General features: G+C 41.0%; 17 protein-coding genes and 1 pseudogene. 4 read left to right on the top strand and 14 right to left on the bottom strand.

The genetic code is table 11. The annotated features are described in order from the left end of the window. Positions 1 to 72: 72 nt before the first annotated feature. The 4 genes and pseudogenes from H6G92_RS10365 to H6G92_RS10350 form a co-directional block, all read right to left on the bottom strand. Entirely contained in the window at positions 73 to 846 is a 774-nt protein-coding gene (locus tag H6G92_RS10365; RefSeq protein ID WP_190893462.1) for a sucrose-phosphate phosphatase, read from the bottom strand. A gap of 297 nt (positions 847 to 1,143) precedes the next feature. Beyond that, a complete protein-coding gene (locus H6G92_RS10360; RefSeq protein ID WP_190893460.1) occupies positions 1,144 to 2,586 on the bottom strand; it encodes a glycosyltransferase in 1,443 nt (480 codons plus the stop codon). Positions 2,587 to 3,303: 717 nt separating this feature from the next. Beyond that, positions 3,304 to 4,005 carry a response regulator transcription factor gene (locus H6G92_RS10355; RefSeq protein ID WP_190893458.1) on the bottom strand — a complete coding sequence of 234 codons (702 nt, stop codon included), beginning with the start codon at positions 4,003 to 4,005 and terminating at the stop codon, positions 3,304 to 3,306. 21 nt (positions 4,006 to 4,026) lie between these two features. Further along, positions 4,027 to 4,200, bottom strand: a pseudogene (locus tag H6G92_RS10350) (penicillin-binding transpeptidase domain-containing protein); the annotation flags it as partial. Positions 4,201 to 4,435: 235 nt separating this feature from the next. On the opposite strand from H6G92_RS10350, the gene H6G92_RS10345 reads away from it, so the two are divergent. After that, on the top strand, positions 4,436 to 5,830 hold the full coding sequence (locus tag H6G92_RS10345) for a sensor histidine kinase (RefSeq protein ID WP_190893456.1): 1,395 nt from the start codon (positions 4,436 to 4,438) through the stop codon (positions 5,828 to 5,830). 655 nt (positions 5,831 to 6,485) lie between these two features. Here H6G92_RS10345 and H6G92_RS10340 read toward each other — a convergent pair. Beyond that, on the bottom strand, positions 6,486 to 7,706 hold the full coding sequence (locus H6G92_RS10340) for a HetZ-related protein (protein ID WP_190893453.1): 1,221 nt from the start codon (positions 7,704 to 7,706) through the stop codon (positions 6,486 to 6,488). 396 nt (positions 7,707 to 8,102) lie between these two features. Further along, positions 8,103 to 8,762: an L-threonylcarbamoyladenylate synthase gene (locus H6G92_RS10335; protein ID WP_190893451.1), complete on the bottom strand. Its 660-nt coding sequence runs from the start codon at positions 8,760 to 8,762 to the stop codon at positions 8,103 to 8,105. Between the two features lie 61 nt (positions 8,763 to 8,823). On the opposite strand from H6G92_RS10335, the gene larC reads away from it, so the two are divergent. Then, on the top strand, positions 8,824 to 10,104 hold the full coding sequence (larC, locus tag H6G92_RS10330; protein ID WP_190893621.1) for a nickel pincer cofactor biosynthesis protein LarC: 1,281 nt from the start codon (positions 8,824 to 8,826) through the stop codon (positions 10,102 to 10,104). Between the two features lie 77 nt (positions 10,105 to 10,181). Here the strand turns inward: larC and H6G92_RS10325 are convergent, their stop codons facing one another. The 4 genes from H6G92_RS10325 to H6G92_RS10310 all read right to left on the bottom strand — a co-directional run bounded on the left by H6G92_RS10325 (position 10,182) and on the right by H6G92_RS10310 (position 16,772). After that, positions 10,182 to 11,786, bottom strand: coding sequence for an NAD(P)H-hydrate dehydratase (locus H6G92_RS10325; protein ID WP_190893449.1), 1,605 nt, complete (start codon positions 11,784 to 11,786; stop codon positions 10,182 to 10,184). A 299-nt stretch (positions 11,787 to 12,085) separates the two neighbouring features. Beyond that, complete coding sequence (locus H6G92_RS10320) at positions 12,086 to 13,558, bottom strand: hypothetical protein (protein WP_190893447.1); 1,473 nt, start codon at positions 13,556 to 13,558, stop codon at positions 12,086 to 12,088. 867 nt (positions 13,559 to 14,425) lie between these two features. Then, positions 14,426 to 15,136, bottom strand: coding sequence for a GDYXXLXY domain-containing protein (locus H6G92_RS10315; RefSeq protein ID WP_190893445.1), 711 nt, complete (start codon positions 15,134 to 15,136; stop codon positions 14,426 to 14,428). A 217-nt stretch (positions 15,137 to 15,353) separates the two neighbouring features. Further along, on the bottom strand, positions 15,354 to 16,772 hold the full coding sequence (locus tag H6G92_RS10310) for a DUF2157 domain-containing protein (protein WP_190893442.1): 1,419 nt from the start codon (positions 16,770 to 16,772) through the stop codon (positions 15,354 to 15,356). 161 nt (positions 16,773 to 16,933) lie between these two features. On the opposite strand from H6G92_RS10310, the gene H6G92_RS10305 reads away from it, so the two are divergent. Continuing rightward, complete coding sequence (locus tag H6G92_RS10305) at positions 16,934 to 17,905, top strand: RsmB/NOP family class I SAM-dependent RNA methyltransferase (RefSeq protein ID WP_190893439.1); 972 nt, start codon at positions 16,934 to 16,936, stop codon at positions 17,903 to 17,905. A gap of 406 nt (positions 17,906 to 18,311) precedes the next feature. After that, the gene (locus H6G92_RS10300) at positions 18,312 to 18,749 is read left to right on the top strand and encodes an NUDIX hydrolase (RefSeq protein ID WP_190893437.1); all 438 of its coding nucleotides are present in this window, start codon (positions 18,312 to 18,314) and stop codon (positions 18,747 to 18,749) included. A 44-nt stretch (positions 18,750 to 18,793) separates the two neighbouring features. Here H6G92_RS10300 and pip read toward each other — a convergent pair whose 3' ends face one another. From pip to H6G92_RS10280, 4 genes are all read right to left on the bottom strand, one after another. After that, positions 18,794 to 19,741: a prolyl aminopeptidase gene (gene pip / locus H6G92_RS10295; protein WP_190893435.1), complete on the bottom strand. Its 948-nt coding sequence runs from the start codon at positions 19,739 to 19,741 to the stop codon at positions 18,794 to 18,796. Positions 19,742 to 19,837: 96 nt separating this feature from the next. Beyond that, complete coding sequence (locus tag H6G92_RS10290; protein ID WP_190893433.1) at positions 19,838 to 21,160, bottom strand: hypothetical protein; 1,323 nt, start codon at positions 21,158 to 21,160, stop codon at positions 19,838 to 19,840. Continuing rightward, a complete protein-coding gene (locus H6G92_RS10285) occupies positions 21,160 to 21,546 on the bottom strand; it encodes a hypothetical protein (RefSeq protein WP_190893431.1) in 387 nt (128 codons plus the stop codon). Before H6G92_RS10285 ends, H6G92_RS10290 begins: the two co-directional genes overlap by 1 nt. Before the next feature lie 82 nt (positions 21,547 to 21,628). Further along, on the bottom strand, positions 21,629 to 25,609 hold the full coding sequence (locus H6G92_RS10280) for a tetratricopeptide repeat protein (protein ID WP_190893429.1): 3,981 nt from the start codon (positions 25,607 to 25,609) through the stop codon (positions 21,629 to 21,631). Between the last annotated feature and the right edge of the window lie 25 nt (positions 25,610 to 25,634).

The raw sequence follows: 25,634 nt of genomic DNA, 5'->3' as shown, positions 1-25,634 counted from the left end.
TATCCCCGTACTTTGAGAAGCTAAGTGCGGGGCAATTTTTGACATTCAAAGTTAATTTGGAATAGGTTGTCATCACCTATGGTGGGGCGTAGCCCATCGCCATCTGTTAGGAAATGGCAAAATATTAAAATAAATTAATCCTTCAAGAATACCTGCGGCACCAGGGTAGTGAGCTAGAAAGTGCCAAGGGTAATGTGTTTTATAATACCACCACAGAAGTTCGGTCTGGGCATTAGCAACGATAATCCCAGCTGATGGCTGTTGAAATAAACTGATGTCATTTCCAGAACCTCCACAGATAACGGTTGTATCTGATTGCCCTTGCAACAATTGTTGCAGATATGCAGTTGCTTTACCCTTATTACTGTTCTTGGGTATGATATCAACATCTCGCCCATTGCTGAAAACTACCTGAGTCTGCAATCCAGTAAAAGCTAACAAATCTTCTAAATCATGGATAACCTCAAGCGACGCATCCATATCTAGCCAAAAGCTTAATTTATAGGGAGTTTGTTCACTGTCGGGTTGAGGTATCAGTGCAGAAAAGTAGCTAGCAATTGTCCAAACTGCATCCCAATCCCAATCTTTTGAGATTTGATTTGCCCAATCATTTTCTAAAAGCACACCCTGTTGATAAATCTCAGTACCTACACTAGCAATCAAATAATCGGGTTTCAAAAGCTGTGCTTGTGTTATCACCCGATGACTAGAAGCATAAGACCGACCAGTAATATAGACTAAGTACATCTGGTTGCGTATAGCTTCTAGCCTTTGGTTTAAAGCGGCAATAGCTCGATTGTTACCAACCAAGGTATTATCTAATTCAATAACTAAAAGTAGTTTCATATTTGCTTGTTTCCACTTGTTAAAAAATTACATAAATTTAAAGATGTGTAGATAACTTATATATTTCAATACGGAAGTATAGCCTTACCACTGTATAAATAATACTAGCGTTAGCGTTGTATGTGCTGTGCTAAAAGTCGTTACACTCTCGGCTTTAACACTAAATGAAATATTGTTTCTAGATATTTTATAAAACGTCAAGTAGAATACTCTGTAAATAGACTAATTAAAGCTTTTTGCTCAGATTCAAAAACTTCAAACACTAAATTAGCGACTATCTCAGCTTTTACTTTGAATTTAACTCGTTGCCCACTTCACAATACCATTATAAAAAGAGTCAATTAATTTTTCTAGAGCTTTAATTTCACGGGATTTTAAAGCTTTCGATTTTAACAAATTTTGGATTTGCTTTTCCAACTCTGGAGTTAAATTTTTAGTTTGAATAATTTCTTGAACAAACGTATCAAGTGTTAAAGATTGGTAGAGTTCGTGAACTTGAGCGGCAACTCCCTGAGTGCTAAAACGAGACTGAACCCAATTCTGTGCAGCATTGCCATAGCTCTCTTTTAGAGCCGGATTTTTTAACAGATTGTGAATAGCGATCGCTAATGCTGTAGAATCACAGGGAGGAACCAAAAGCCCAGTTTCACCATGTACCACCGTATGCTGTAATCCTCCCACATTACTAGCAATTACAGGTGTTCCGGCTGCCATTGCTTCAATCGCAACTAAGCCAAAAGGTTCGTAGTAACTCGGTACAACGCAGATATCCCCTGCGGCGTAGTAAGCAGGTAATAGTGTTTGAGAGATTCGTCCGGTGAAAACTGTAACTGCTTCCAATCCCAGTTCATTCACCAAAGTTTGAATGCGTTGTTGTTCTTGGAAGTCTGCTCCATCTTCACGGCTGCCACCAACTAGATAGAATTGAAATGTATTAGGCAAACTGGCGCAGGCTTTTACTAAGGTTTCAACTCCCTTGCGAGGGTCAAAGCGTCCTACATACAAGATAATCTGAGAATCTGAAGCAATTCCCAACTGTTGGCGAGCAACTTCTTTACTTATAGAACCAAAGTGTTCAGTATTAATTCCACAGGGAATGACTTTAATACGTCCATGTTGCGAAATTAGCTGACGTAAATCTTCTGCTTCTTGGGGGCTGGTGGATATTACACAATCTGCTTGTTCTAAAATTGCCTTCTCTACACAATGACGAATTGCAGCAATCTGCGGTGGATTTTTCACATTACCGTATTTAACTGCCCCTATAGAATGATAGGTATGAACTTGGGGTAGTCCCAATCGAGATTTAAGTTGCAATCCCACCCAAGCAGAAAGCCAATAATTAGTGTGAATCAGTGCATAGTTGCAACCTGTTCGTTGTTGAAAATTCAGCCAAGCTTCTACAAATTCCGGTAGATATTCAAATAAATTATTTCTAGAAATAAATTCTGTTGGCCCAGCATTTAAACGAATTGCGCGACACCCTGGTGCTAATTCCACAATTTCTTCTTGGTTAGGGTATTCGCGTCGGGTAAACATATCAACCTGACAGCCGCGTTTTGCTAATGCTAACCCCAATTCTCGCACGTAGACATTTTGACCACCTGCTCCTTCTTTACCAATTTCAGCTGTAGGGTCGCCATGAACTGAAATTAGTGCATAAATGGGTTGAGAATTTGGCGTTTCTTGAGCAGAATTTTCTGGACATTTAACTAAATTCAAAGAAGCAGGAGTATTCATAATTAAAATTTATTTGTTTGTAGATGACAGAAAATTCCACAGCTAGGTTATTTATAGTAAAAATTTTTATAAGTTACCTATCATCCAAGGAAACGTGTAAAAACCTTCTAGGAAAAATAAACGAATAACTTCGACTTAATTTTTTGTTCGTTTGGGAGCATTCTGGAAGAGAATCAATTAATAACCGAAGTGCTTCATTAATTGATATCTGATGCTCTCCTGCATAATTTTTAAGCTTGCGATACTCTTCGTTGGTAATAACAATATTAGAAATATTTACTGAAAAATGAGACATAAAAATTTCCTAAAAGCTGAAATTTACTTTCCAAAAATACTTTTGTTCTGGATATTACACTTTAGAAGTTTAAATATCGGTTAGTAATTGGGTAAAAATCGGTTATTAAAAAATTAGCATGAAAGAATTCAATTATGAATTCTGATTCAACGCTATTTAATTTAAGAAGAATTTGAGCCAAGATTATTGTAAAGTTGTATCTTATTTTGAGATGCTATTTAATAATTAAGGTTTAAAAATAAAATAATTATGTATTTTTTGCTTTATTGACGTAAAAATTAAAATTCTCCAAACCAATAATTAAATTGATTTGGAGAACTCTAGTGTTCTGGTGTAAAAGAAGAGGTTAATTACATTAATCTTAGTTTAACAATCAGTTGTAAAGATAAAGGGTAAATATCAGGTAGAAATCGGTTAGTTTTCTAAAGCTGCTTTAAGCGATAGCCCAATCCATGAACTGTTTCAATAAAGTCATCAGGCGCACCTGCGTCTTTAAGTTTATACCGTAAACTCTTAATGTGAGACTTAACAGTTTCTTCGCTAGGAGGGTCATCAAGTGACCAAATACGCTCAATAATTCCGGCTCGACTTAGCACCCGCCGACCGCTAGAAACCATTAGTTCTAGAAGAGCAAATTCTTTGGGCGTTAGGTGTAAAGGCTGGTCAGCGTATGTGACTTCATAAGTACTGGAATTTAAACACAGACTACCCCAACCAAGGTCTGGGAATGATGCTGCGGAACTATTGCGGCGCAACAGTGCGCGAACACGAGCCATTAACTCTGGCATTTCAAAAGGTTTGACCATATAATCATCTGCCCCAGCATCCAACCCGGTAATTTTGTCACTAAGGGTATCGCGTGCTGTTAACATGAGGACAGGTATTGTGCTATTGCGCGATGAGCTACGCGCTGATGTAGGCGATCGCAAGCGTTGACATAAACTCACACCATCCAACTTTGGTAAGGTAACATCTAACACCACTAAATCATATTCCAACACTTTGATGCAATCCCACGCTTGCTCTCCATCCTGGGCTATATCCACCACATATTGACGGTCAGTCAGGGCTTCCATCAGCATCTCTGCTAATTGGACATCATCTTCAACTACCAAAATCCGCATTGTTTAGAATATTTATCAATTTAAAAACTTGCCACTACCATCAGTAACACAGGCAATAATCGTTGGAGGTGATTGCCAACCGTAATTAGCAAAAGTCGCATAAGCACTAGCCATTTCTAGCGGTGTCACACCGATTGCACCTAGTGGTAAAGAACTCACAGGTAACATTGGACTCATAATTCCCAAAGTACGGCAATAAAATTAAAATTCTCCAAATAAATCTAATTGTTTATTTGGAGATATTTTAGTGCAAGAGAGTTTTAATTTAGGTGGTATTTTAACAACTGGTTGTGGAGATAAAAGGCAAAAATCGGGTAGAAATCGGTTAGTAAGAAAAATAATTTTGAACTAAGCTTCTATTGGAAAATCTTTACTTTGATGTAAGGTCTTGGATAAGATATGGACTCTGAACCATTAATTGATTTTTTCTATGAAATGGTCACTGGAAAGGAAATGGATTGCCTCTGGCTTTGGCTTGAGCTTATTCTTAATGGGTACAGCTAGTCTTATTTCTTACCAAAATGCTACCCAGTTAATTGCAAGTAGCAATCAAGTGAAGGACACACATGAGGTAATGAAAAATGTTATTGACATCTTCGCTACACTAACTGATGCAGAAGCCGGACGCAGGGGTTATATTCTTTATAGAGAGCAATCAGAACTCAAACGTTACTATCAGGCAATGCAAAGCCTGGATGCCAAAGTCGAAAAATTGCAGCAACAACTTGCTGATGATTCTTATCAACAGCAGCAAATAACGAAGCTAAAATTCCTCATTGCTCAAAGAGTTCAATTATCTAAACAGTCGATTAACCTCAAAGAAGCAGGTAAATCAAGCTTTGCTATTCAAGCACCTCTAGTTACTCAAAGCAACCAAAACCGTAATCAAATTCGCGAAACGCTTACTCAAATGCAAGCTAGGGAGGAACAGTTACTACAAATCTCGGTCAGACATTCCCAAGAGAATATCCGCAACCGGATGTTGATTGAATTCCTCAGTACTTTCTTGAGTTTTGCCATTTTATTAGGCGTTTATGCCTTGCTTTATCAACAACTGCTTAAGCGTCAGCAAGCAGAAGCTAATCAACAAACATTAGCTCAAGAAAAAGAACTTAGTGAATTGAAATTGCGCTTTTTTTCAATGGTATCCCATGAATTTCGTACACCATTGAGTATTATTTTAGGATCGGCTCAACTATTGTCTCAAAGTAATCAGCAGTGGAAAGAAGAGAAGAAACTTAAAAATCTCTATCGTATTCAATCTTCAGCTAGGTCAATGAACCAGTTATTGACCGATATTTTAACTTTGACTAGAGCAGAAGCCGGTAAATTAGAATTTCATCCAGAACTGATGGATTTGGAAGCATTTTGCATTAATTTGATAGAAGACCTTCAATTTTGCAATCAACAACAGCATACTATTAAATTTCTCACTCAAGGTAACTGTACTCATGCCAAATTAGATGAAAATTTGCTGTATTCAATTCTGAGCAATTTACTCTCAAATGCCATGAAATACTCACCTCCAAAGGGAAGCATTTTTCTAGTACTTAGTTGTGAACTAGATGCAATATTTTTCCAAGTTCAAGATAATGGAATAGGAATTCCTTCGGAATTTCAGCAGCATTTATTTGAGCCTTTTCATCGTGCCAAGAATGTAGGCAAGATTGTTGGCACTGGACTAGGACTGGCTGTGGTGAAAAAGTGCTTAGAAATACATCATGGAGAAATTTATGTAGATAGTAAGGTAGAAGGCGGAACAAGTTTTACGGTAAAATTTTCCCAACAGGGAACAATGACATCATCCAGATTAGTACCTCGATAATTATTTTAACTGGTGGTGCTTTCTGGATTTTACCTCCTTCCATTATCCTAGTAGTAATGCTGCCAATGCCATTTATTGTTTGGGGTTCTTTTATTTATCAAAAAAGAAGCCAAATTTGAAATTGATGGGGTATTTTTACCACCGGAAACAGTTTAGTAAAACTTAAAGTTTACGGGCAGGAAGAAACCTATATTCGCTGGTTAATACCAGATTTTAATATAACTTATAACGATTTGCTGAACTTTCGTATTGTTATTTTTTTAATATTATTGGCTCCTTTTGCTTCATGTAGTATTGAATTTTTTCAAGCTATAGATAAAGGTAAACTAATAGGAGTAATTACACTAATCAGAAATATAATTTAATTTTTCCCAATATTTTTTGGAGTTAATGGAATCCATTATGCTGTTGCTTTTGTAGACTTACTGGTTTCTTTAGTTTTTTTACATGAGTAAAATTTAGAAAAACTTTCTTTAAAACACAGTTAAATTTTAATGATAAACATGGGTGAATTTATATCAAAATTCATCATTAAAAAGTGTTTGATTTCCCTGCTTTTAAAAGCAGTGCTGTTTCAAGTGGGGTTTAAATGCATTTTTTGTTACATCCCATATTCTGCGCCTTCAACTGGCACATAAATTTTAGTTATTTGGCCTTAGCCTGTCTGTGCCTCAGTATGGCCGTTACGGATAGCCCATGCTAGTTCTAACAGTTGAGTCCAACGTTTTTGTAGCTGTTTGGGAGTGCATTTGATGGCTTTAGCGATCGCTTGGTCGTTTTGTCGTGCAGTTTTCAACTCTAATATTTGCTGTTGCTGTTCTGTGAGTTGATTCACAAAGATTTCCCACTGCTGGGAAGATAAACCCAATTTTTGCTCTAAACCCGCACCTAGCCATTGATGTACTAATTGCCAATGGTGTTGCTTGGCAAACTTTTCTACATGGTATTTAAAACGCTGTTGGAGATAATCGCGCTGACGGCTAGTTAAACCAAGAATTTGGTCAATTTCTGGGGCTGAGAGGTCTTGGAGTTTCAGACTGAGGTAGTTCATACAGTCAGATTGACCTTGAGACTCCAGGTATTTCATCAATTCAGTGATGACGCGATCGCGTTCTGACTCTTCAGATGGATCGAAATTAGTTTGGGCTACCATTTGCGATCGCAGCTGTTGCACCGCCGAGTTACGCTGGTAAGATTCTGCCTCTTCACCCTTAGCAGACTCTACCGCCATTTCGATATCTACGGTAGTTTCTTGGGGCTGACGACGAGCAAAACCTTGGGCCCGTAAGATAATCAATTGCTGATTTGCACCACCAGGTAAATTGATCCGGCGTTTAGCATACTGTTCTGTAAATGCCATATATTCAGCTAATTGCAGCTGAGTACGCGGCGTGTGGTCATTAGGTAGTTCGTTTTCTCTGCGGAAAGCTTTAATAGCTTCGATATAAAACGCTTGTAGAAAATCTTCAATTAGGCTGTAACGAGCCTCAAAACCCAACTCAGAGCCAGATATAGTTACATGGCGGTAAACCATAGCACCCAAATTGCTATGTAATTCCACGCGTCCTTGTTTGGAACCTAGTTGGTAGTAACGTAAGCACTTTTGCATCCGATGCCTTCCCAACGTAATCTGCCAGGACTTGATTTCCCCAGATGTTTGGATACGGGAGCTTTTATCGCAAATGCGTTCTACTTCTATGGTTATGCGCTTTGCTAAAGCTTCTACGCACCTCGGTGCTGCTTTTACTTGCGCTTGCATTTCGTGACAGAGCAATTCAATTAAGGTTTCGCTGCTGCTGTCTGAAAATTCTTCAGTCGAAAGGTGGTTATTAAAAATGGGTGTAGAGTTTGGTAGATTGACGACGTTAGCTTTCATGACTTTTCCAGGGAGTAGTATTGCACCGTAATTACAACGCAGACACAGCAATCAAGGCTAGCCAAGACTTGTGAATCTTTGGGCATTCATCCATTAAGGCTTGCCGTATATAATGCTCACATCTAAAGCTCATATATAAAACTGTAGGAAATACGAAAGAGTTACGGTTATGGCAATGTGTCGGTTTTTTCACAAGCCACCAAATTGACATGGGTACTTATGTCCCCACTATTGTCTCAAAGTTGTCAAATCTCTTGCTATACCGACTTTTACCCCATCCTGTTATTGCATCTGTGCCCGTCGTAGACATGGCCTTTAAATATGACAATTTAAAAACTGGAGTCGCTTTTATCACAATTTCCGAAACGGAGAGGTGCGCCTGTGAACGTTTAATTCTTATACCCATGCTGCTGCTGCTTCCCAACCTAAACCCCTCCGTATAATCATTGCTTCATCTCCGGTCATATCCAAGATGGTAGACACTTCATATGTAGGTTCCTCGCCAGTATCTACAATGATGTCGACCAACTTGTCCAAACGGTCAAATAGCTCTACCCGCGACTGAACAGTTGCTGGATCTATCCGAATCATGCCATCATCTGCTTCATCTGGTGGCAAATGTGCTGAAGTTGAAATAATCGGATTGCCCAACGCTGCCAGCAATTCCAAACACACAGTATGGTTTGGAACTCTAATTCCAGTAGTTTTCCGCTTGGGGCTTTGCACCAATCGCGGTACTAATTTAGTTGCTGGGAGCAAAAACGTGTATGGCCCGGGAATTAAGCGTTTCATAATTCGATAGGCTGTGTCACTTACGAAGGCATAAGTTGCCACATTTGAAAGCGAGGGGCATAAAAATGTCAGTGGTTTATCATTTGCTAGCTGTTTAATTTGCCGCACTCGTTCTACCGCCGACTTGGCATTCAAATCACAACCGATCGCATAAACTGTATCAGTAGGGTAAAGCATGACTGCGCCACTAGAAAGCGCCGACTTTATTTCCTCTATTCGGCGACTCTGAGGATTATCCGGATGAACTGGGAAAATTTTTGCCATAGGACAAAGAGTAGGGATTGGGGACTAGGAAGAAAGTTACTAACTAATGACTAAACTTATTATGAATAAAATTGCTTATCTTCAATGTCCGACAGGAATTTCTGGTGATATGTGCCTGGGTGCTTTGGTAAGTTTGGGTGTTCCTGTGGAGTATTTAATTGAAAAACTCAATGGGTTGGGTATTGAACAGGAATATCAGTTAAGGGCAGAACTTGTCCAACGAAATGGTCAGCAGGCGACTAAAGTCCATGTGGATTTACTGCACGATCATCATCACCATCACGACCACGAACACAGTCACCAACACACACGCCACTTACCAGAAATAGAGCAGATGATTCTCAAAGCGGGTTTGCCATCACGGGCAGAAGCTTGGAGTTTGGCGGTATTCCGGCAGCTAGCAGTAGCAGAAGGGGCGGTGCATGGCATTTCTCCTGAAAAAGTTCATTTTCATGAAGTGGGTGCTATAGATGCGATCGTAGATATTGTGGGTACTTGCCTGGGGTTGGATTGGTTGGGGATTGAGAGCAATGAAGAAGGATGGCCCCTACTTTACTGCTCGGCGTTCCCGACTGGTGGCGGTACTGTTCGGGCTGCACATGGGCAGATGGCGGTACCAGTACCAGCGGTATTAAAGCTGTGGGAAATGCGGGGTTGTCCAGTTTATAGCAATGGGATTGATAGAGAACTGGTCACACCAACAGGAGCTGCGATCGCTACTACTTTGGTAAAAGATTTTGGTTCACCACCTGCGATCGCTATCAAGCAGATAGGACTAGGAGCAGGAACCATAAATTTACCCATTCCCAATATTTTACGCCTCTGGTTCGGTGAAAGCGCAACTTTACAGCCAAATTTCAGCGATTCTGAAGATAATAGCTCAAATTTAGAAACGATATCAGTACTAGAAACCCAAATTGATGATTTGAATCCGCAAGCGATCGGCTATGTGTTTGAGGCGTTGTTTGCTGCTGGTGCAGTGGATGTATTTACCCAAGCGATCGGCATGAAAAAGTCTCGTCCAGGGATTTTGCTGACTGTGATTTGTCATCCAGAAAATTTACTCACTTGTGAAGCTGTTGTATTCCGCGAAACCACTACTTTAGGGATTCGGCGAACAACTCAGCAACGCGCCATTTTACAACGGGAAATTCAAGAAGTGGAAATTGAATATGGCAAAGTGCGTGTCAAACTAGCATGGAAAGGACAATCACCAGAAAAAGTTATTGCAAATGTGCAGCCAGAATATGAAGATTGTGCAGAGTTAGCCCGAAAACATAATATTCCCTGGCGCGAAATTCAACGGCTGGCGCTACAGCGTTGGTATTTAGTCAATAGCTGAATCTCCTCGTTCCCAGTTCCTCGTTCCCAGTTCCTCGTTCCTCGTTCCCAGTCGGAGACTGGGAACGAGGGAATTGACTAAGTTAGAGCTTTGATCAAATATTGTGTCAGTGTAAAAGCATCTACACCCAATTCGGTACGCTCTTGGGCTGCTAAAATACCGGCTTGCGAATGCCACCAAGCGGCAGTTGCCACAATATCTTCTACGGGAATCTGTTTAGTTGCTGCTTGCGCCAACAATCCACCCAGTAGCCCAGTTAACACGTCACCGCTACCGCCACGCGCCAAGGCGGGTGTACTTTCAGGAACAATCCAAACAGCACCTTGAGGGTTTGCGATCGCAGTTCTTGCCCCTTTCAACAACACTACAGCCCCACTTTGCGTAGCTGCTTCCCGTACTGCTTGCACCCTGTCATGTTTGGCATCGGGGACATCAGGAAACAATCGTTGGAATTCGCCAGTGTGGGGTGTGAGTACGGTTACTGGTTGACGTTTTTTTAACGTCGCGATCGCTCCCATTTGTGCCAAGATATTTAAACCATCGGCATCGAGAATTAAAGGGCAATCGCTTTTTATGACTTCTTGCACAATGGGAGTCGCATCTCGTGTTAAACCAGGGCCACAAGCGATCGCATTAAAGGAACTCAAATCGGTGTTTTCTGGTAATTGCAATTGGGCGATCGCTCCAGTTTCCGTCTCTGGACAACCGACAATTAACGCTTCTGGCAAGTGTGACACCAAAAGAGATTTCAGCGATTCGGGTACAGCGATCGAAAGCATCCCCACACCACTAGCCCGCGCACCCAAACCAGTTAAAATTGCTCCACCTGCATAGCGCCGTGAACCGCAAATCAGCAGTAAATGTCCTTCCTTATATTTGTGAGTGACTGGTGGACGGGGTAGGGGTAAAGTAGCAAGTGCTGTTGCTCGTGTAATACGTTTTATTCTGGGTGCATCTTTTAGAACAGCTTCTACATCAGCTAAAGGAATATCGAAATCGATTAACTCAGCTTTGCCGAGATATTCCAGCGCCTGATCTTGGAAGAAAGCTAGTTTCCATAAACCCAAGCAAAAAGTGTAAGTGGCGCGAATGGCAGTTCCTAATACTTCGCCTGTGTCGGTGTGTAAACCTGAAGGTAAATCAATACTATAAATCGGCACAGACAATTCATTTAGCTGATTAATTGCAGAGGCGATGGGATCGGTGAGGTTTCTTTCTAAACCAAACCCAAACAAGCCATCAATCAACAAATCAGAATCTGGCAGTTGCTCAATTGTTTGATAAATTGGAATACCCAAACTCTGAGCATACTGCAAGTGCTGCGAAGTTAATTCCTTAAGCTTAGAGAAAGGAGAATAAATCCAAATCTCATACCCACGAAAGTGTAATTCACGCGCTACTACTAAAGCATCCCCGCCATTATGACCTGGGCCGACAAGAATTCCGACACGAGATCCTCCCGCTTGTGGCGACTCCCTTAAAAAGGGGGTGTTTAAAGGAACAGAGTAAGCCTTTTTAACGGAGGTTGGGGGGATCTCTTGAATACGACGGGCAATTAATCCCGCCACTTTTTCCATCAAAGCTACTACAGGCATTCCCGCTGCAAAGATCCGCTTTTCAATATCGCGCATTTGCCCAGCAGTCACTACTACTTGCGAAATTTTTTCTTGCCTGTTCTGCATCAGTCCTGAGTCCTGTTACCGGATAGCTATGGTTTAGCTCGTGTTGAGTTATAAGTTTTAGGGTAACTGAAACTTTATAATTTTTTGTAAAAGCAAGAAAATAATTGGTGATTCGTCATACATCTAAGATTGATTTTTACTTTCTAAAAAATCAATCCTAGATGCAATCTTCATCACCCGCCTTGTATCTCACCACTGATTATAGTTACAGAATTCAGTGGGAGACTTACGGCCTAAAAATTAAAGGTTTTTTGTTGTAGATGCCTCTCCCTAATCCGATCAGGAATCCCAAGCACACTTTACTGGGGAGCAGCGCCAAAAAAGACGATTTCCTCAACATTCAATACATTAAGGGTGAACTCATCACGTTTAATAGTGTAATTGTTGGAGCTGCCTAAAATGGTGTAATCACTTTTGGAATCAGACAGAATTAGCTTGTCCCATCCCCAGCCACCATTGATTGTGGCATTACCGTAACCAACATCAAATATGTCGGCTCCACATCCACCCTTAATCAAGACATCGGCGATCGCGCCCCCTTGGTCTGAAATAGGATTACCGCTATCATCAATTCGACGGGCTTTGAAGTAATCGTTACCGTTTCCGCCATCAATCGTGCCACCTTGGATACCAATGTTGGCACCATACCCAGTAAGGGTATCATCTCCTCCTCCTCCACAGATAATGCCATTAGTATTATCGATACCTATGCCTTGACTAATGCCAGTACCGATGATGGTATCCTTGCCATCGCCTAAACTGATGATGCCACTGTTAACAATGCCTATACCTACACCGGGTTCATAATCCCCCCAGGGCGTATCGTAGCTCCCTTCACCGCCGGTGCCTGTGCCAGAGATGAAGTCGTTTCCCTGCCCTCCACTGATCACGCTACCCTCGCTGTTGGAGATGCCTATACCGTTAGCCGAAGGACTATCGGCAGTAGGGGCTGGCTGGGCATCACTGCCTTTGCCGATACCAACAATAGAATCGTTTCCTTTCCCTCCACTAATCACGCTACCACCACTGTTGAAGATGCCTGTACCATCTCCTGTATAAGAAAATCCACCAGTTGCAGTTCCGGAGATGGAATCGTTCCCTTCTCCTCCATTAATATTGCTACCCTCAGTGTTAGAGATTCCTGTACTAGGCCCGTTACGAACTCCAATTCCAGTTCCGGTGATTTCGTCGTTACCTTTTCCTCCATCAATGCGGCTATCCTGAGTATTATTAATTCCTATAGCAGAGTTAAGGTCTTCAATGGAATAATTATTATCGCCTCCTTGTCCGGTTCCGAAGATCGAATCTTTTCCATCTCCTCCATTAATGTAGCCGCCCTGAGTGTTAGAGATACCTATACCAGGTCGAGTGTAACCCCGATAGCCTGAACCGCCAGTGCCTGTCCCAGAGATAGTATCGTCTCCCCTGCCCGCATTGATGATGCCACTGTTAGCAATGCCTGTGCCTGTGCCGCCACTTCCGCTGGTATTCTGCTCTCCGCCAATACCTGTGCCAGAGATAGTGTCGTTTCCTCTACCTGCATTGATAATGCCACTGTTAGCAATGCCAGTGCCTGTGCCGCCAAAGTCGGTGTTACTCTCTCCGCCAGTGCCACTACCCTCAATAGTGTCGTTACCTCCTTGAGTATCAATGACTCCGTTTTTTAGAACCTCAATTCCAATTGCTGGGAATGCATTATCCTCTTGGCCGACTACTAGATCAGAACCAGAGGTGCCTATGATCGCGGGAAAAGAAACAATTAGTCTGGGCATAATATTAACTCTCCTCAATTGAGTGTGATAGAGCTTTAACCCCTGAAAGTCTTGCTCTTTCAATAAGTGTGAATTCTGATCTCAGAAGTTCACACAGTCAGAACTAGAAGTTCCAGACTTGACAAGTATTGATTAACGAATTATTTGTCATGATCCCAACAACCTTTAAGAGTGTTAATGACAAAAAATAATCTGTTATTCGATTCTTGAAAAGAAGAAACAGTTAACAAATTGATAGTACTTACGTAGCGAAAATTTACTTAGATGTCTATATTGAAATCAATATCTTTGCAAAATCTTCATGTTTTTTGTTGAAAAATGTATAGTAGAATACTGTTTTTTATGTATTCTTTATATTTTGATCCCACCGTTGGCATAATAACCGAAGTTGCGGGTTATAAAATTCTGGATGCTTTGTAACCCTCGGTTCAGGCGATTGTACATGACAAGTTGACAGTTGTTTACAGCAGATTGCGACTTAGTGAGGTACAGATAATCGTAGGGGCACAACATGTTGTGCCCCTACCCATGTACTGAAATACTTAGAGTCAACTGAATACTAAGAGTGTTAACTCGTCTTCCAGTATTAAAATTAACTTATTAAATAAATAAATATTTCTGGAGAGTTAAAGCCCTGCAAAAGACAGTCTACAATTTGGATTTGTCCACTTAGACTGCACCCTCGATACATTAGTGTAATTATCTTAATCTCTGACAAATGGTACTAAATAAGGGCATCAAGATTCATTTTTCTGTTTGTCATTTGTAAATAAAAATGACAAACAAAAAATTCTGAGCGCCGGAAATTGGCACTCAGACGGAGACAAACCTTGCGTGTAAATATGCAATGTTTATTTGCCTAACAGCTTAAAAGCGATAGTTGCGATCGCGCACCCACATACTAACTGGGACTGCCTTACCCTGTGGATCTACTTTCGCCTTCACCACAATAGGGGGTACTTGCCCTCTGCGGGCGCGTTGGGCTTGCAAATCATTCCTAATCTGCTGCCGTTGGTTTTCTGGGATGTAATAGGTTTCTAAGCCGTAGTTAACAGAACCATCCTGATAAACACCTTTTAAGGCTACCTGATTGGCTCTAAGAGTTGTGGGGCGATCGCTAGTCACTCGTAACGGTCTCCAAGCTCTAGGAACACCTCGGCCAGAGGATATTTGCTCTTGCAAAGTCACGTAAATGTTGGTTCCTTCAGGTAATCGTCTGCCGCTTCCACGACCTCTGCTAACTAATGTTTGCCAACCCGGCAGTCTGCTCAAATTTGCGGTACGGGATATGTTGTAATCTAAGGCTAAGGTGTTACCTTCTAGCACATTGTTAGGGTCTACAGGTACGGTTTGCAAAATCACCGTCTTACCTGTCACATCTGTATAAAGCGCTTGGGCTGGTACTGCCATAATTAGCCCTGTTTGCAGCGCCAGGGGAGCTAGTAACCGCCAAAAAGGTAAGGGCTTATTCGATTTTTGTTCAGTAGCAATCAAGTAATCCCGAAAAGTCACCTTACTGGAGAATTCGGCTTCGGGAGACAAGGGTTTATTTTTAGATTCAGAAGAACTATTAGTCATGAGCGTAGTCCTAAAAAGCAGAGGTATTGAGGAGGTCAAAAGTAACGAGATTAGGACTAACGCAGAGAAACTTTAAAAACTTTGACGCACAGAGATTTTTAGTTAGGAGTTAGGAGTTAAGAGTTAGGAGTTAGGAATCATTCAATTTTAGATTTAGTGAACTTTTCCTGAATTCTGACTCCTGAATTCTGACTCCTGAATTCTTTCGTCTTTTGCACTACTTCTTACTTGTAGAGCTACCACCAGGTAGGCGGCGTTCAAACCAGAGTCCAGCGCTAATTAAAGCAGAACCGCACAAAACAAAGACTAGGGACTTGAAAAGTAAATCGGTATCGTACTCTTGCACCCGACTGATAATTTGCAGTGTTACTAACAACATACCGCCCCAAAAGGAACTTCTGTTGCTTAATTTCAATCCTTCTTGAATTAGTCCCCAGGCTAATGTTGCTAGAAGTACATTGAAAATAAAAACACCGAGTTCATCAATCCGGCTGATAGTTTGATGCCAAAAAGGTACTATGGCAATAAACGCAAGAAAAGTACCAATAACAGCTGTCGTGAAAATCACTTCGCGACGCGGTGGGTTATTTCTTTGACGCAGTAGAAACAACCATTGCAATACGGCCAAGCCACTGAGAATTCCCAAATCGATGATCGGCAGAGACTCAAATAAGTTTGTCAAAGTCGTTGGCTGATTATAACCATAATCTGGAGATTCCCAGACCCAACGAAAAGACAGAACGTAAAAGACAATCCCGAAGCTTACCAGCGCTAAATTACGGGCCAGAGATTGAAACAACCTGTAATTTATGGTTGGAAACAGCAGATCATCATAACTCCAGAATAATGCAGGTGGGAGTGCAAAAGCAAAAGATGCCACCCAAGGGGCTATATCAGCATAATTCAGCAGTGGCAGAGGATTGAGGTTGGCTTGTAAGGAACTAGCAAAAACAAAGGCTGCTAGACCAAAAATCCAACGTGAGCGACAGAAGTAGGCTAAGGGTACAAAGACCAGCCATGCCAATAAAGGCATATGCTGCACCACTAGGCGCGACCAAGTTAACTCACCTGAAGAGTACCACAAGTCTTCTAGTCCAGTCCAGTACCCGATTTCTACGAGAACAATTGACAGAATTCCTAAAGAATTTAAAGACAAACCGAAGGCCATCACCACAACACCCAGCCCCCAGGCGAGAAAAAGTTGGGAAGCTGAACCGGCAATATTGAACATCTGGGCCATCAGCAGTAAATTTGCACCGAAAATGAAGGCGCTTAAAATTAGCAACCCCTCTCCCAGTAGACGTTTGCTTCGTTCTGGCTTCTTTCCTTCAGGTGGTCTCCAGGTGTAAAAACCAGTAATAGCGATCGTAAAAAACAAACTCATCAGCAGAATAAACTTGACTTCTCGCGATCCTGCTTGCCAGTTTGCTGCTACAAAGGTAATTATGCCTAAGCACAAAAGGATGCTACCCACAGCTATTGCGATCGCTTTATTGCGATCGCGTGCAGCAGCTTCCAGGTTTTTAAATTGATAACGTTCTGCTATTTGCTCATACAGCGAAGAACTAATTAATCCTTCATCCCTCCATAGTTGTGCTTCTTTGCGTAATTTTTGCGGAAAATTATCTAAGAACATGACCTTCTCCGGTGCAGTGGGGTAGCTTGGCCATTGCGTTCTGAATGGCGGTCATTATATTTTGAGTATGAAGCCAAAAGCCTTAATTACATTGTTCTTGTGTAACAGTTTTATTTTGATTCTGATACAACCTAATTCGTAATTCGTAATTCGTAATTTACATGGAAAAACCTTCTAATTTATTACTTAAAGTCTCGCGGCGTTTGTTCACTAATTTAGATGAACAAGAAAAATTTATCGAGGCATTGATCAATCCTCAGCCTTTTTCACCTAGTATTCTTTGGTGTCAAGAAAAGCCCAATGTTTCGCCTTTGGCAGTAGAAACACCAACCGATTGGCAACCAAAATTTACTGACCGTTTGTGCTTGGGAGAAAAACCCGGTCAGCATTCCTTGCATCAACAAGGATATTTTTATTGTTTAGATTTTTCTTCGGTGTTTGCAGCTACTACTTTGTTAGCTATTCCTGTGCCAGTAAGTTTAATTTTTGATATGTGTGCTGCACCAGGAGGTAAAAGTATGTTCGCTTGGAAAGCTTTACAACCTGACTTACTCATCAGTAACGAAGTAATTGGCAAACGTCTGGGAATGCTAATTTCTAATTTGAAGCGTTGCCAGATCAGCCCTAGTGCAGTGGTTAATAGAGATTCGAGTATATTCGCTGAAATGTTTACTGGCTCTAGCAATTTAGTAATAGTAGATGCTCCTTGTACTGGACAATCTTTACTTGCTAAAGCTGAAAAAGCGCCCGGTTGTTTTCACCCGACTGCTATTAATAAAAGTGCAAATAGACAAAAACGTATTATAGCTAACTCCGCTAAAGTTGTTTCACCACAAGGCTATCTTGCTTATATGACTTGCACATATTCACCCGAAGAAAATGAGCAAGTCTGTGAATGGTTTTTGGAACGTTTTCCCCACTTTCAGGCGATGGAAATTAGTAATTTAGCTAAATATCAGTCGCATTTAACTACGATAGCTTGTTATCGAATGTTTCCTCAGGATAGGTTAGGTGCTGGTGCATTTACAGTATTGTTTAAAAATACCAATGACGATGAAGATGAACCTAAAGAAGTAGATTTAAATACAATATCTTCGTTGTATATCTATCAAAATATGAAAAAGTCAAGTTAGTTAGATTGGTGGCAGATATTCTGGCATTAAGCCAGACAGAGTATCTGATGTTTTTAATAGTGCTGCATTTGTCAATCAGTCATCAGGAATACACATTTTACAGCAGTTGATTTTATATTTGTAAAGTTACAAACCTAGCCATTCTCATACCCTGCGGGTTTGCAGATGTTCTCGTAGAGTGAGCCTGACTCACTACTACGCGTCTTATTGCAACACATAGTGGGGTGCATAGATGTGCGGCCGTATTTAAACAATCAAAAATTTTCAATAATTAACTCTTACTTATGGGCAAAAATTTTTTAACCTTTTCATAACCTGAAGTTAACTAAAATTTATCCGGTATCAGCTCTCGACTTTTTGAAGTAAACATTGTACAAAAAAGCTAGGCCTACAGGATGCAAATTAGATGAGTCGAAAAGTAAGCAAAGTGTTTAAACAATCTGGTGTGATTCCTTATAGAGTGAACAATGGCAAAGTCGAAATCTTGCTAATCACAACCCGTAACTTTCAACACTGGGTAATTCCGAAAGGAGATATTCCTAATGGCATGAGTCCACCCGCTTCAGCAGCCAAAGAGGCGTGGGAAGAAGCAGGGGTGATTGGACAGGTAGACGGCAATAAACTGGGAACTTATAAGTACCGCAAACGAGGCAAAGTATACCGGGTAAAGATGTATTTGTTACCAGTAGAAATGTTAAGTGAAGATTATCCAGAAGCAAGCAAAAGAAAACGCCAGTGGGTAGAAGTGACTAAAGCTATCAGGCGAGTTAAGTTTAATTCACTCAAACGAATCCTTAAAGGTTTTTTCCAGGTTAAATCTCAATTTTGTGCATTTCGATGTTAGTCAGACATAGAAATACACATTCATCCTCTTAGCAGGCTAAGTATTTAACCGAATTTAATATTATCTGTTGCCTCAATCAAGGCACTGCGGATTCCTGGCTCACTCATCGAATGCCCGGCATCAGGAACCACAATAAATTCTGCTTCTGGCCAAGCCCGATGTAGTTCCCAAGCTGATATCATCGGGCAAACTACATCGTAGCGTCCCTGAACAATTACAGCCGGAATGTGGCGGATGCGGTCTACATTTTGGAGTAATTGATCTTCTGTTTCAAGAAATCCCTTATTCATAAAGTAATGGCATTCAATGCGGGCGAAAGCTGAAGCAAATTCACTCTCGCCAAACTTTTGCATGAGTTCTGGGTCTAAGAAAAGTCTACTAGTACTAGCTTCCCAAATTGACCAAGCACGCGCTGCTGCTAATTGAATTTCTAAATTTGGACTGGTCAAGCGTTTGTAATATGCTGCGATCATATCATCACGTTCTGCGATCGCAATTGGTTTAAGATATTCTTCCCAAGCATCAGGAAAAATATAGCTAGCACCTTCTTGGTAGAACCATCGCAACTCTTTTTGCCTCAGCATGAAGATTCCACGGAGAATTAGCCCCGTGCAGCGAGAGGGATGGGTTTGACTATAGGCTAATGATAAAGTGCTACCCCAACTACCACCGAAGACCGCCCACTTTTCTATACCTAAATGTTGGCGCAGTTTTTCGATATCACTGACTAAATCCCAAGTTGTGTTTTCTCGTAATTCTGCATGGGGCGTACTTTGACCACAACCGCGCTGGTCAAACATCACCAACCGCCATTTTTCTGGGTGAAAATATTGCCGATAAAAAGGTGGACATCCACCACCAGGGCCCCCATGCAGTAAAACAATGGGTTGACCTTGGGGGTTACCTGACTCTTCAAAATGAATGGTATGAAGGTTGGAAACCTTTAAACTACCTTCTAAGTAAGGCTCGATCGCTGGGTAAAGTTCTCGCATTTTGGATATTTTAGCAGCAATGTAGTCATAGCGATCGCGCCAGCCCTGAGTTATTAGATCGTTGGCGCGATCGCATTACACAAGGAAGATTATCTTCTAAAAATTCCTAGTTTTACACTGCTGAATATAACTAATGATGCCAGGGTAGATTTTGGTTAAAAAAATCCAGAAAACAAAGCTGGCGATTGCACCTGTGCCAATACTGTACCAAAAAGCTTGTGTTTGGTAGAATAGGATGTTTTTGGGTGGCTCTTGTTGAGCGATAATGACAGAGGATGCAATTTGGCTTGTTGCTAGTCCAATACCTACAATAGCAATATTAGTGTTGAGGTTGCGATCACGCTGTGTTTGCTGTTCCTCCAACTCTGCTTGCTTTATCTCCACCATTCCGCGAATTGTAGCGGTCAAGTTTTCTAATATTGCTAATCCTGGATTTAGACCGAGATAGTCTTTTTCTAATTGTACCCGATATTTGTCTTTGACTATCTTGCTGAATTCTTCTAAAAATTTCTCGGTTGTAAAATTTTTTTCACACTCTTTTTCATAGTTACGCTCATTAACTTCAACTGTGTGCTGTTGAGTTTGCAGGAGGTTTATATCTTGGACGTAATTAAATATAGTATTAATGTTTTTTTGCAATTCGCTTTTTAGCTCTTGCAATCCTTTGGTTGATAAACTTTCTAAATTCTTCTGGTTTATTAAACTATGCTTATATTTCTCCAACAGCCTTAATTTTAGTTCCCGTCCCTGTTCATAAGCCCAAAGGATTTTATGTCTACAGTAAAATAGGTATCTCCATGAATTAGAAGATTTACTAGCTTCTATAAATTTATCTTGATCGGGATAGAAAACAACTATTACATGACTGTCTTTTTCAATTTTGTCCCAACGCCCTTCACCACGCCACATTTCATAGACTGTAGCGCCTAAAAATTCTCCTAAGTTTTGATGTTGGTGTCCTTGTGGAATTATGGCTTTGTAAGCTTGATGAGCGTTTTCTTCAGAAATTGGGTTATTAGCTGGGACTGTCCAGCCTGATATCATCCAAGTTTGCCCTAAGTAGCCATTTTCTGAAAGTCTTCCAGGTGCTAAATGTCCAATTTTTGGTAAAAGGGCTAAATCTTTGATTTGAGTTAACGTCTGCTCAATATTAGATAATTCAACTTGCTGATCCACAGAGCAGCTATAGCGTAGGCAGTTAGTATCATCAAAATTCGCTAGACTGTAAGAACCATCAACAGCAGTTGAAATTGTGTTCCAAAAATCAAAGCGTTGTCGATCTTCGTCGTTGGTTTTAGTTGAGAATCCCTTTTGTTTAAGTTGTTCTGCAAGCTTTGACCAATAATCTTGCGTATTACTTGAATCATCTGCAAGATTATAAATGAATAAGTCTAGGGTGGGATACTCTATTTTACACATTAAGAATTTTGTGGGATAATTTCTGATTTGTGCTTCTTAGCTTCAACGCTAGAATCAGGAGCTTGAAGAATGGCGATCGCAATATTGCTAAGATGTTCTTCGGGTATTGGGGGTTGATTCTGCTGACTGGGTTTATCGAATTTGTTGAGTTCTTGAGTTGTATATTGCGTCTGAATATTCATTCGCGCATTACGGTAAGACACCTGAAGACAGTCGTTTTCTGCCAATTCTATTAAGCGGTTAAGAGCATCATCCTTTTGTGCGTTTGCAAGCATTTCACCAACTTCATTGATTTCGTGCTGTAAAGCTGTTGGTAAAGAAGAATCTAATTCTACCAAAGCTGTTAAAAAGGCGCTGAGGGTGACTGTTTGTGGTTGGTTAAGCATAGGATGGAATAGGGGGTAAAGGAAATAAAGCTAACACCTAAAATAGGTAAAAAGCGCTGGCTTTCCAACGAACTGGCTCATTTTACCTTGTTGTACTTGGTTTACCAGTCAAAATAAAGCCAGCCGAATAATAAGGATGAGCATAGGGAAATTCGGTAGATTCCTTATTCTTTGTGTCATTTTCAATAATTTCCGCTTCTGTTTTCAGATACTCTTTCAATTGGGGTTCATTTAATTTATTGGCTAAGTCTCTATACCACTTAGCTAAATCTATATAGGTTAACTGACGTAGCCAATCTTTTGCTTGTCTCAGTGCTATGGTAGGTGTTTGTCTTTGCTTGAGTAACTGGTAAAATCTAATTATGAGTAAAGCAGTGGAACGTTCATCGACTCTCCACAGGGTACTAACAACGTGGTTTGCTCCCTTAGCAAGAAACCCACTTACTAAACCAATATATTCATCGATTATCCTCTCTTTGCTGAATTTCTGGCTAGTGACCCCAGTTTCGCAAGCAGAAAGACAAATTAGGTGATACTTTCGTAAGTCTAATTCTAGACACTCAAAAATGTCACCCAAAGTCAATTTCTCGGCGTTTGCTAACGCCAAAGCTGATTCTCTTGGGTTTTCTAAAATGTGATACCCATGTCCTGTAAAGTGAAAGTAACCTTCATACTCTCCTAAAGCTTTGATCAAGTTAGTTTTTGTTTGAAGTGGGTCTTGCAATTTACCATACTCAGGATATAAATGGTAAATTGCAGCAGATTGAATTTCTGTAAAGGGCAAGTTATTGGAAAGATTATTTAAAGGCATTTCTATATTCACAAGTTTTGGGCTATCAGTATTTTCGTTGTTTGATATTGATTCCAATAACTGCAAGCCAATCTGAAAACTTGGTAAGTAAGTAATGATAAAATCTTTATCCTTATCTTTAAATAGGTAATCTAGGGGTAATAGGTGTAATTCCCGGTGGGGAATGAGAATCAAGTTATCAACATCTTGGAGATTTTCTTTAACAATGCGCTTAATTTCTAGAATTTCACCAAGAGTTTCTAACATGGATTTCATATTTTTCCGCCAAGGAGTCGTTTCTTTATTTGTGTAAGAAACTTTACAGTAATCCTCATAAGACTTTTTCCATTGCTGCATCCAGCTTTCAAAACGCCGAAGCTGATAAAAATAAGGGCTATAGCCTCCGTTTTGTAATTCCCTTGGTAATTGTGGTGACAGGATTTTTAGGGGTTCATTATGTTTGATAATGAAAGTAGTGATAGCAATAGGGCTGAGATGCCAGTAAATTGCCGCAGTTTTGGAATTAAGTAGTTTTTTTGTCTGTTCAAAGTCAAACTCGGTAGGCGGTTGATAAATTGACCCTTCCTTCAGCCAAGCAAGGCAAATATTCTTGCGTATCTCTGCTGTTTCTAAAGCTTCTATGTGTTTCTCTGTAACTTTTGACTGTGCAAGGATATCTACCCGCATTTGATTAAAAGCCGCTAATTTGCTGTCTAGCTTTATTCTCTCTTGCTCTGATTTGGGTTCTCTCAGCAATTTTTCTAACTGCTGAGTCCCTTTCTCCAAATTTTTCTGGAATTCTTCAGGGTTATCCGATGAATATACTTTCAGCAATTCTTGCAAGAATTGCAAGTGTTGCTCTGGATACTTATCAAACGTCAGGAACTCAAGGGCTTCTTCATAGCTTTTTTTTGCTTCAGATAAATCTGAGAAAAAACGTGGTTGTTGCATCATGTAATCTTGCAACTTTTTCCATGTTTCAAGATGCGATTTGCTGCTACTCCCTTGATCATCAGGTGTTAGTATATGTACGGTATTTATACCGTCAACCAAAGTTTTTACAGCAGCTTCCTTACTTAGAGCATATATGTTTGCTAAACTCTGATTTTTATTCCAAGCTTCCCACCACTGAGGATCTATACAGTTAAGAGCGCGATTATAAAATTCAATGGCTTCTGTATCTCGCTTTAACTTAACGAGTACATTTCCTTTGTTAACCAAAGCTTCATGCTTATCTGGCTTGAATTTAATAGCTTTGTCGTAGGATGCAACAGCTTCTTCGTAGCGTTCCAAGACCGAAAGCACAATCCCCCGCGAGTACCAAGCCAAATCGTTATCTGGTTTAAATTTCAGTGCTTGGTCAAAAGATGCAACAGCTTCTTCGTGGCGTTCCAAAGAGTCCAGCACCATCCCCCGGTAGCACCAAGCCTCATCGTTATTTAGATTAATTTTCAGTGCTTGGTCAAAAGATGCAACAGCTTCTTCGTGGCGTTCCAAACGCGAGAGCGCTAGCCCCCGGAAGTTCCAAGCCAGACCTTTCAGTACTTGGTCGAAAGATGCAATCGCTTCTTCGTAGCGTTCCAAATTCAGCAGCGCATTCCCCCGTAAGTACCAAGCCGAGTCGTAGTCTGGTTGAATTTTCAGTGCTTGGTAGAAAAAAGATGCAACAGTTTCTTTGTGGCGTTCCAAAACCAAAAGCGCATTTCCCCAGAAGTTCCAAGCCGAATCGTAGCCTGGTTTAAATTTCAGTGCTTGGTCGAAAGATGCAATCGCTTCTTCGTAGCGTTCCAAATTCAGCAGCGCATTCCCCCGGAAGTTCCAAGCCAAATCGTTATCTGGTTTAAATTTCAGTGCTTGGTCGAAAGATGCAATCGCTTCTTCGTAGCGTTCCAAAACCAAAAGCGCATTCCCCCGGGAGTACCAAGTCGAATCGTCGTCTGGTTTAAATTTCAGTACTTGGTCGTAAGATGCAACAGCTTCTTCGTAGCGTTCCAAAACCAAAAGCGCATTCCCCCGTAAGTTCCAAGCCGAATCGTCGTCTGGTTTAAATTTCAGTACTTGGTCAAAAGATGCAACAGCTTTTTCAAAGCGTCCCAAAACCAAAAGCGCAATCCCCCGTAAGTTCCAAGCCGAATCGTCATCTGGTTTAAATTTCAATGCTTGATCGAAAGATGCAACAGCTTCTTCGTAGCGTTTCAAATTCAGCAGCGCATTCCCCCGGGAGTTCCAAGCCAAATCGTAGTCTGGTTTAAACTTCAGTGCTTGGTCGTAAGATGCAACAGCTTCTTCGTAGCGTTCCAAAAACCCCAGCACAATCCCCCGGGAGTTCCAAGCCGAATCGTAGTCTGGTTTAAATTTCAGTGCTTGGTCGTAAGATGCAACAGCTTCTTCGTAGCGTTTCAAAGACTCCAGCGCCATTCCCCGGTAAAGCCAAGCTTCATGCTTATCTGGTTTAATTTTCAGTGCTTGGTCGTAAGCTGCAACAGCTTCTTTGTAGCGTTTCAAAGACTCCAGCGCCATTCCCCGGTAAAGCCAAGCTTCATGCTTATCTGGTTTAATTTTCAGTGCTTGGTCGTAAGATGCAAGCGCTTGTTCGTAGTGTCCCAAACTCCCCAGCACAATCCCCCGGATGTACCAAGCCTCATCGTTATTTGGTTTAATTTTTAGTGCTTGGTCAAAAGATGCAATAGCTTCTTTGTAGCGTTCCAAAGCCCACAGGGCAATCCCTCGGTTGTTCCCAGCCAAATATAAGTCTGGTTTAATTTTCAGTGCTTGGTCAAAAGATGCAACAGCTTCTTCGTAGCGTTTCAAAAACCCCAGCGCAATCCCCCGCAAGTTCCAAGCCAAATACAAGTCTGGTTTAATTGTCAGTGCTTGGTCGTAGGATGCAACAGCTTCTTCGTAGCGTTGTAATTCCTTTAATGCAATTCCTCTACCTCGCCAGTCTTCTGAATCTTGGGGGGTAAGTGCGATTGCTCGCTCAAAATCTGCTTGTGCTTGCTGCGCTTGGTCAATTTCTTGGTAAGCCAATCCTCGCCTTACTAGCGCCAAGATGTAATTTGGCTTAATTTCCAAAGCTTGGTTCAGGTATCCAATGGACTCGTGGTATTCTTCCAGAAGATCAAAAGTTACACCCAACCCATAACTTACTTGGGGGTTTTCCGGTTCCAGTACAGCAGCTTGCTGAAAAATCTGTAAAGCTGCTTGATACTCTCCCCGATCCAGTTGGTTATGTCCTTGCTCTAGTAAACTTGCTACGCTAGGATTTGGCATTATTACCCAAATTCCAATAAGTTTG

Source organism: Nostoc foliaceum FACHB-393 (assembly GCF_014698505.1).
GTDB lineage: Bacteria > Cyanobacteriota > Cyanobacteriia > Cyanobacteriales > Nostocaceae > Nostoc > Nostoc foliaceum_A.
The sequence above is the reverse complement of the archived record's forward strand: the minus strand, read 5'-3'. Positions and strand labels throughout refer to the sequence as shown.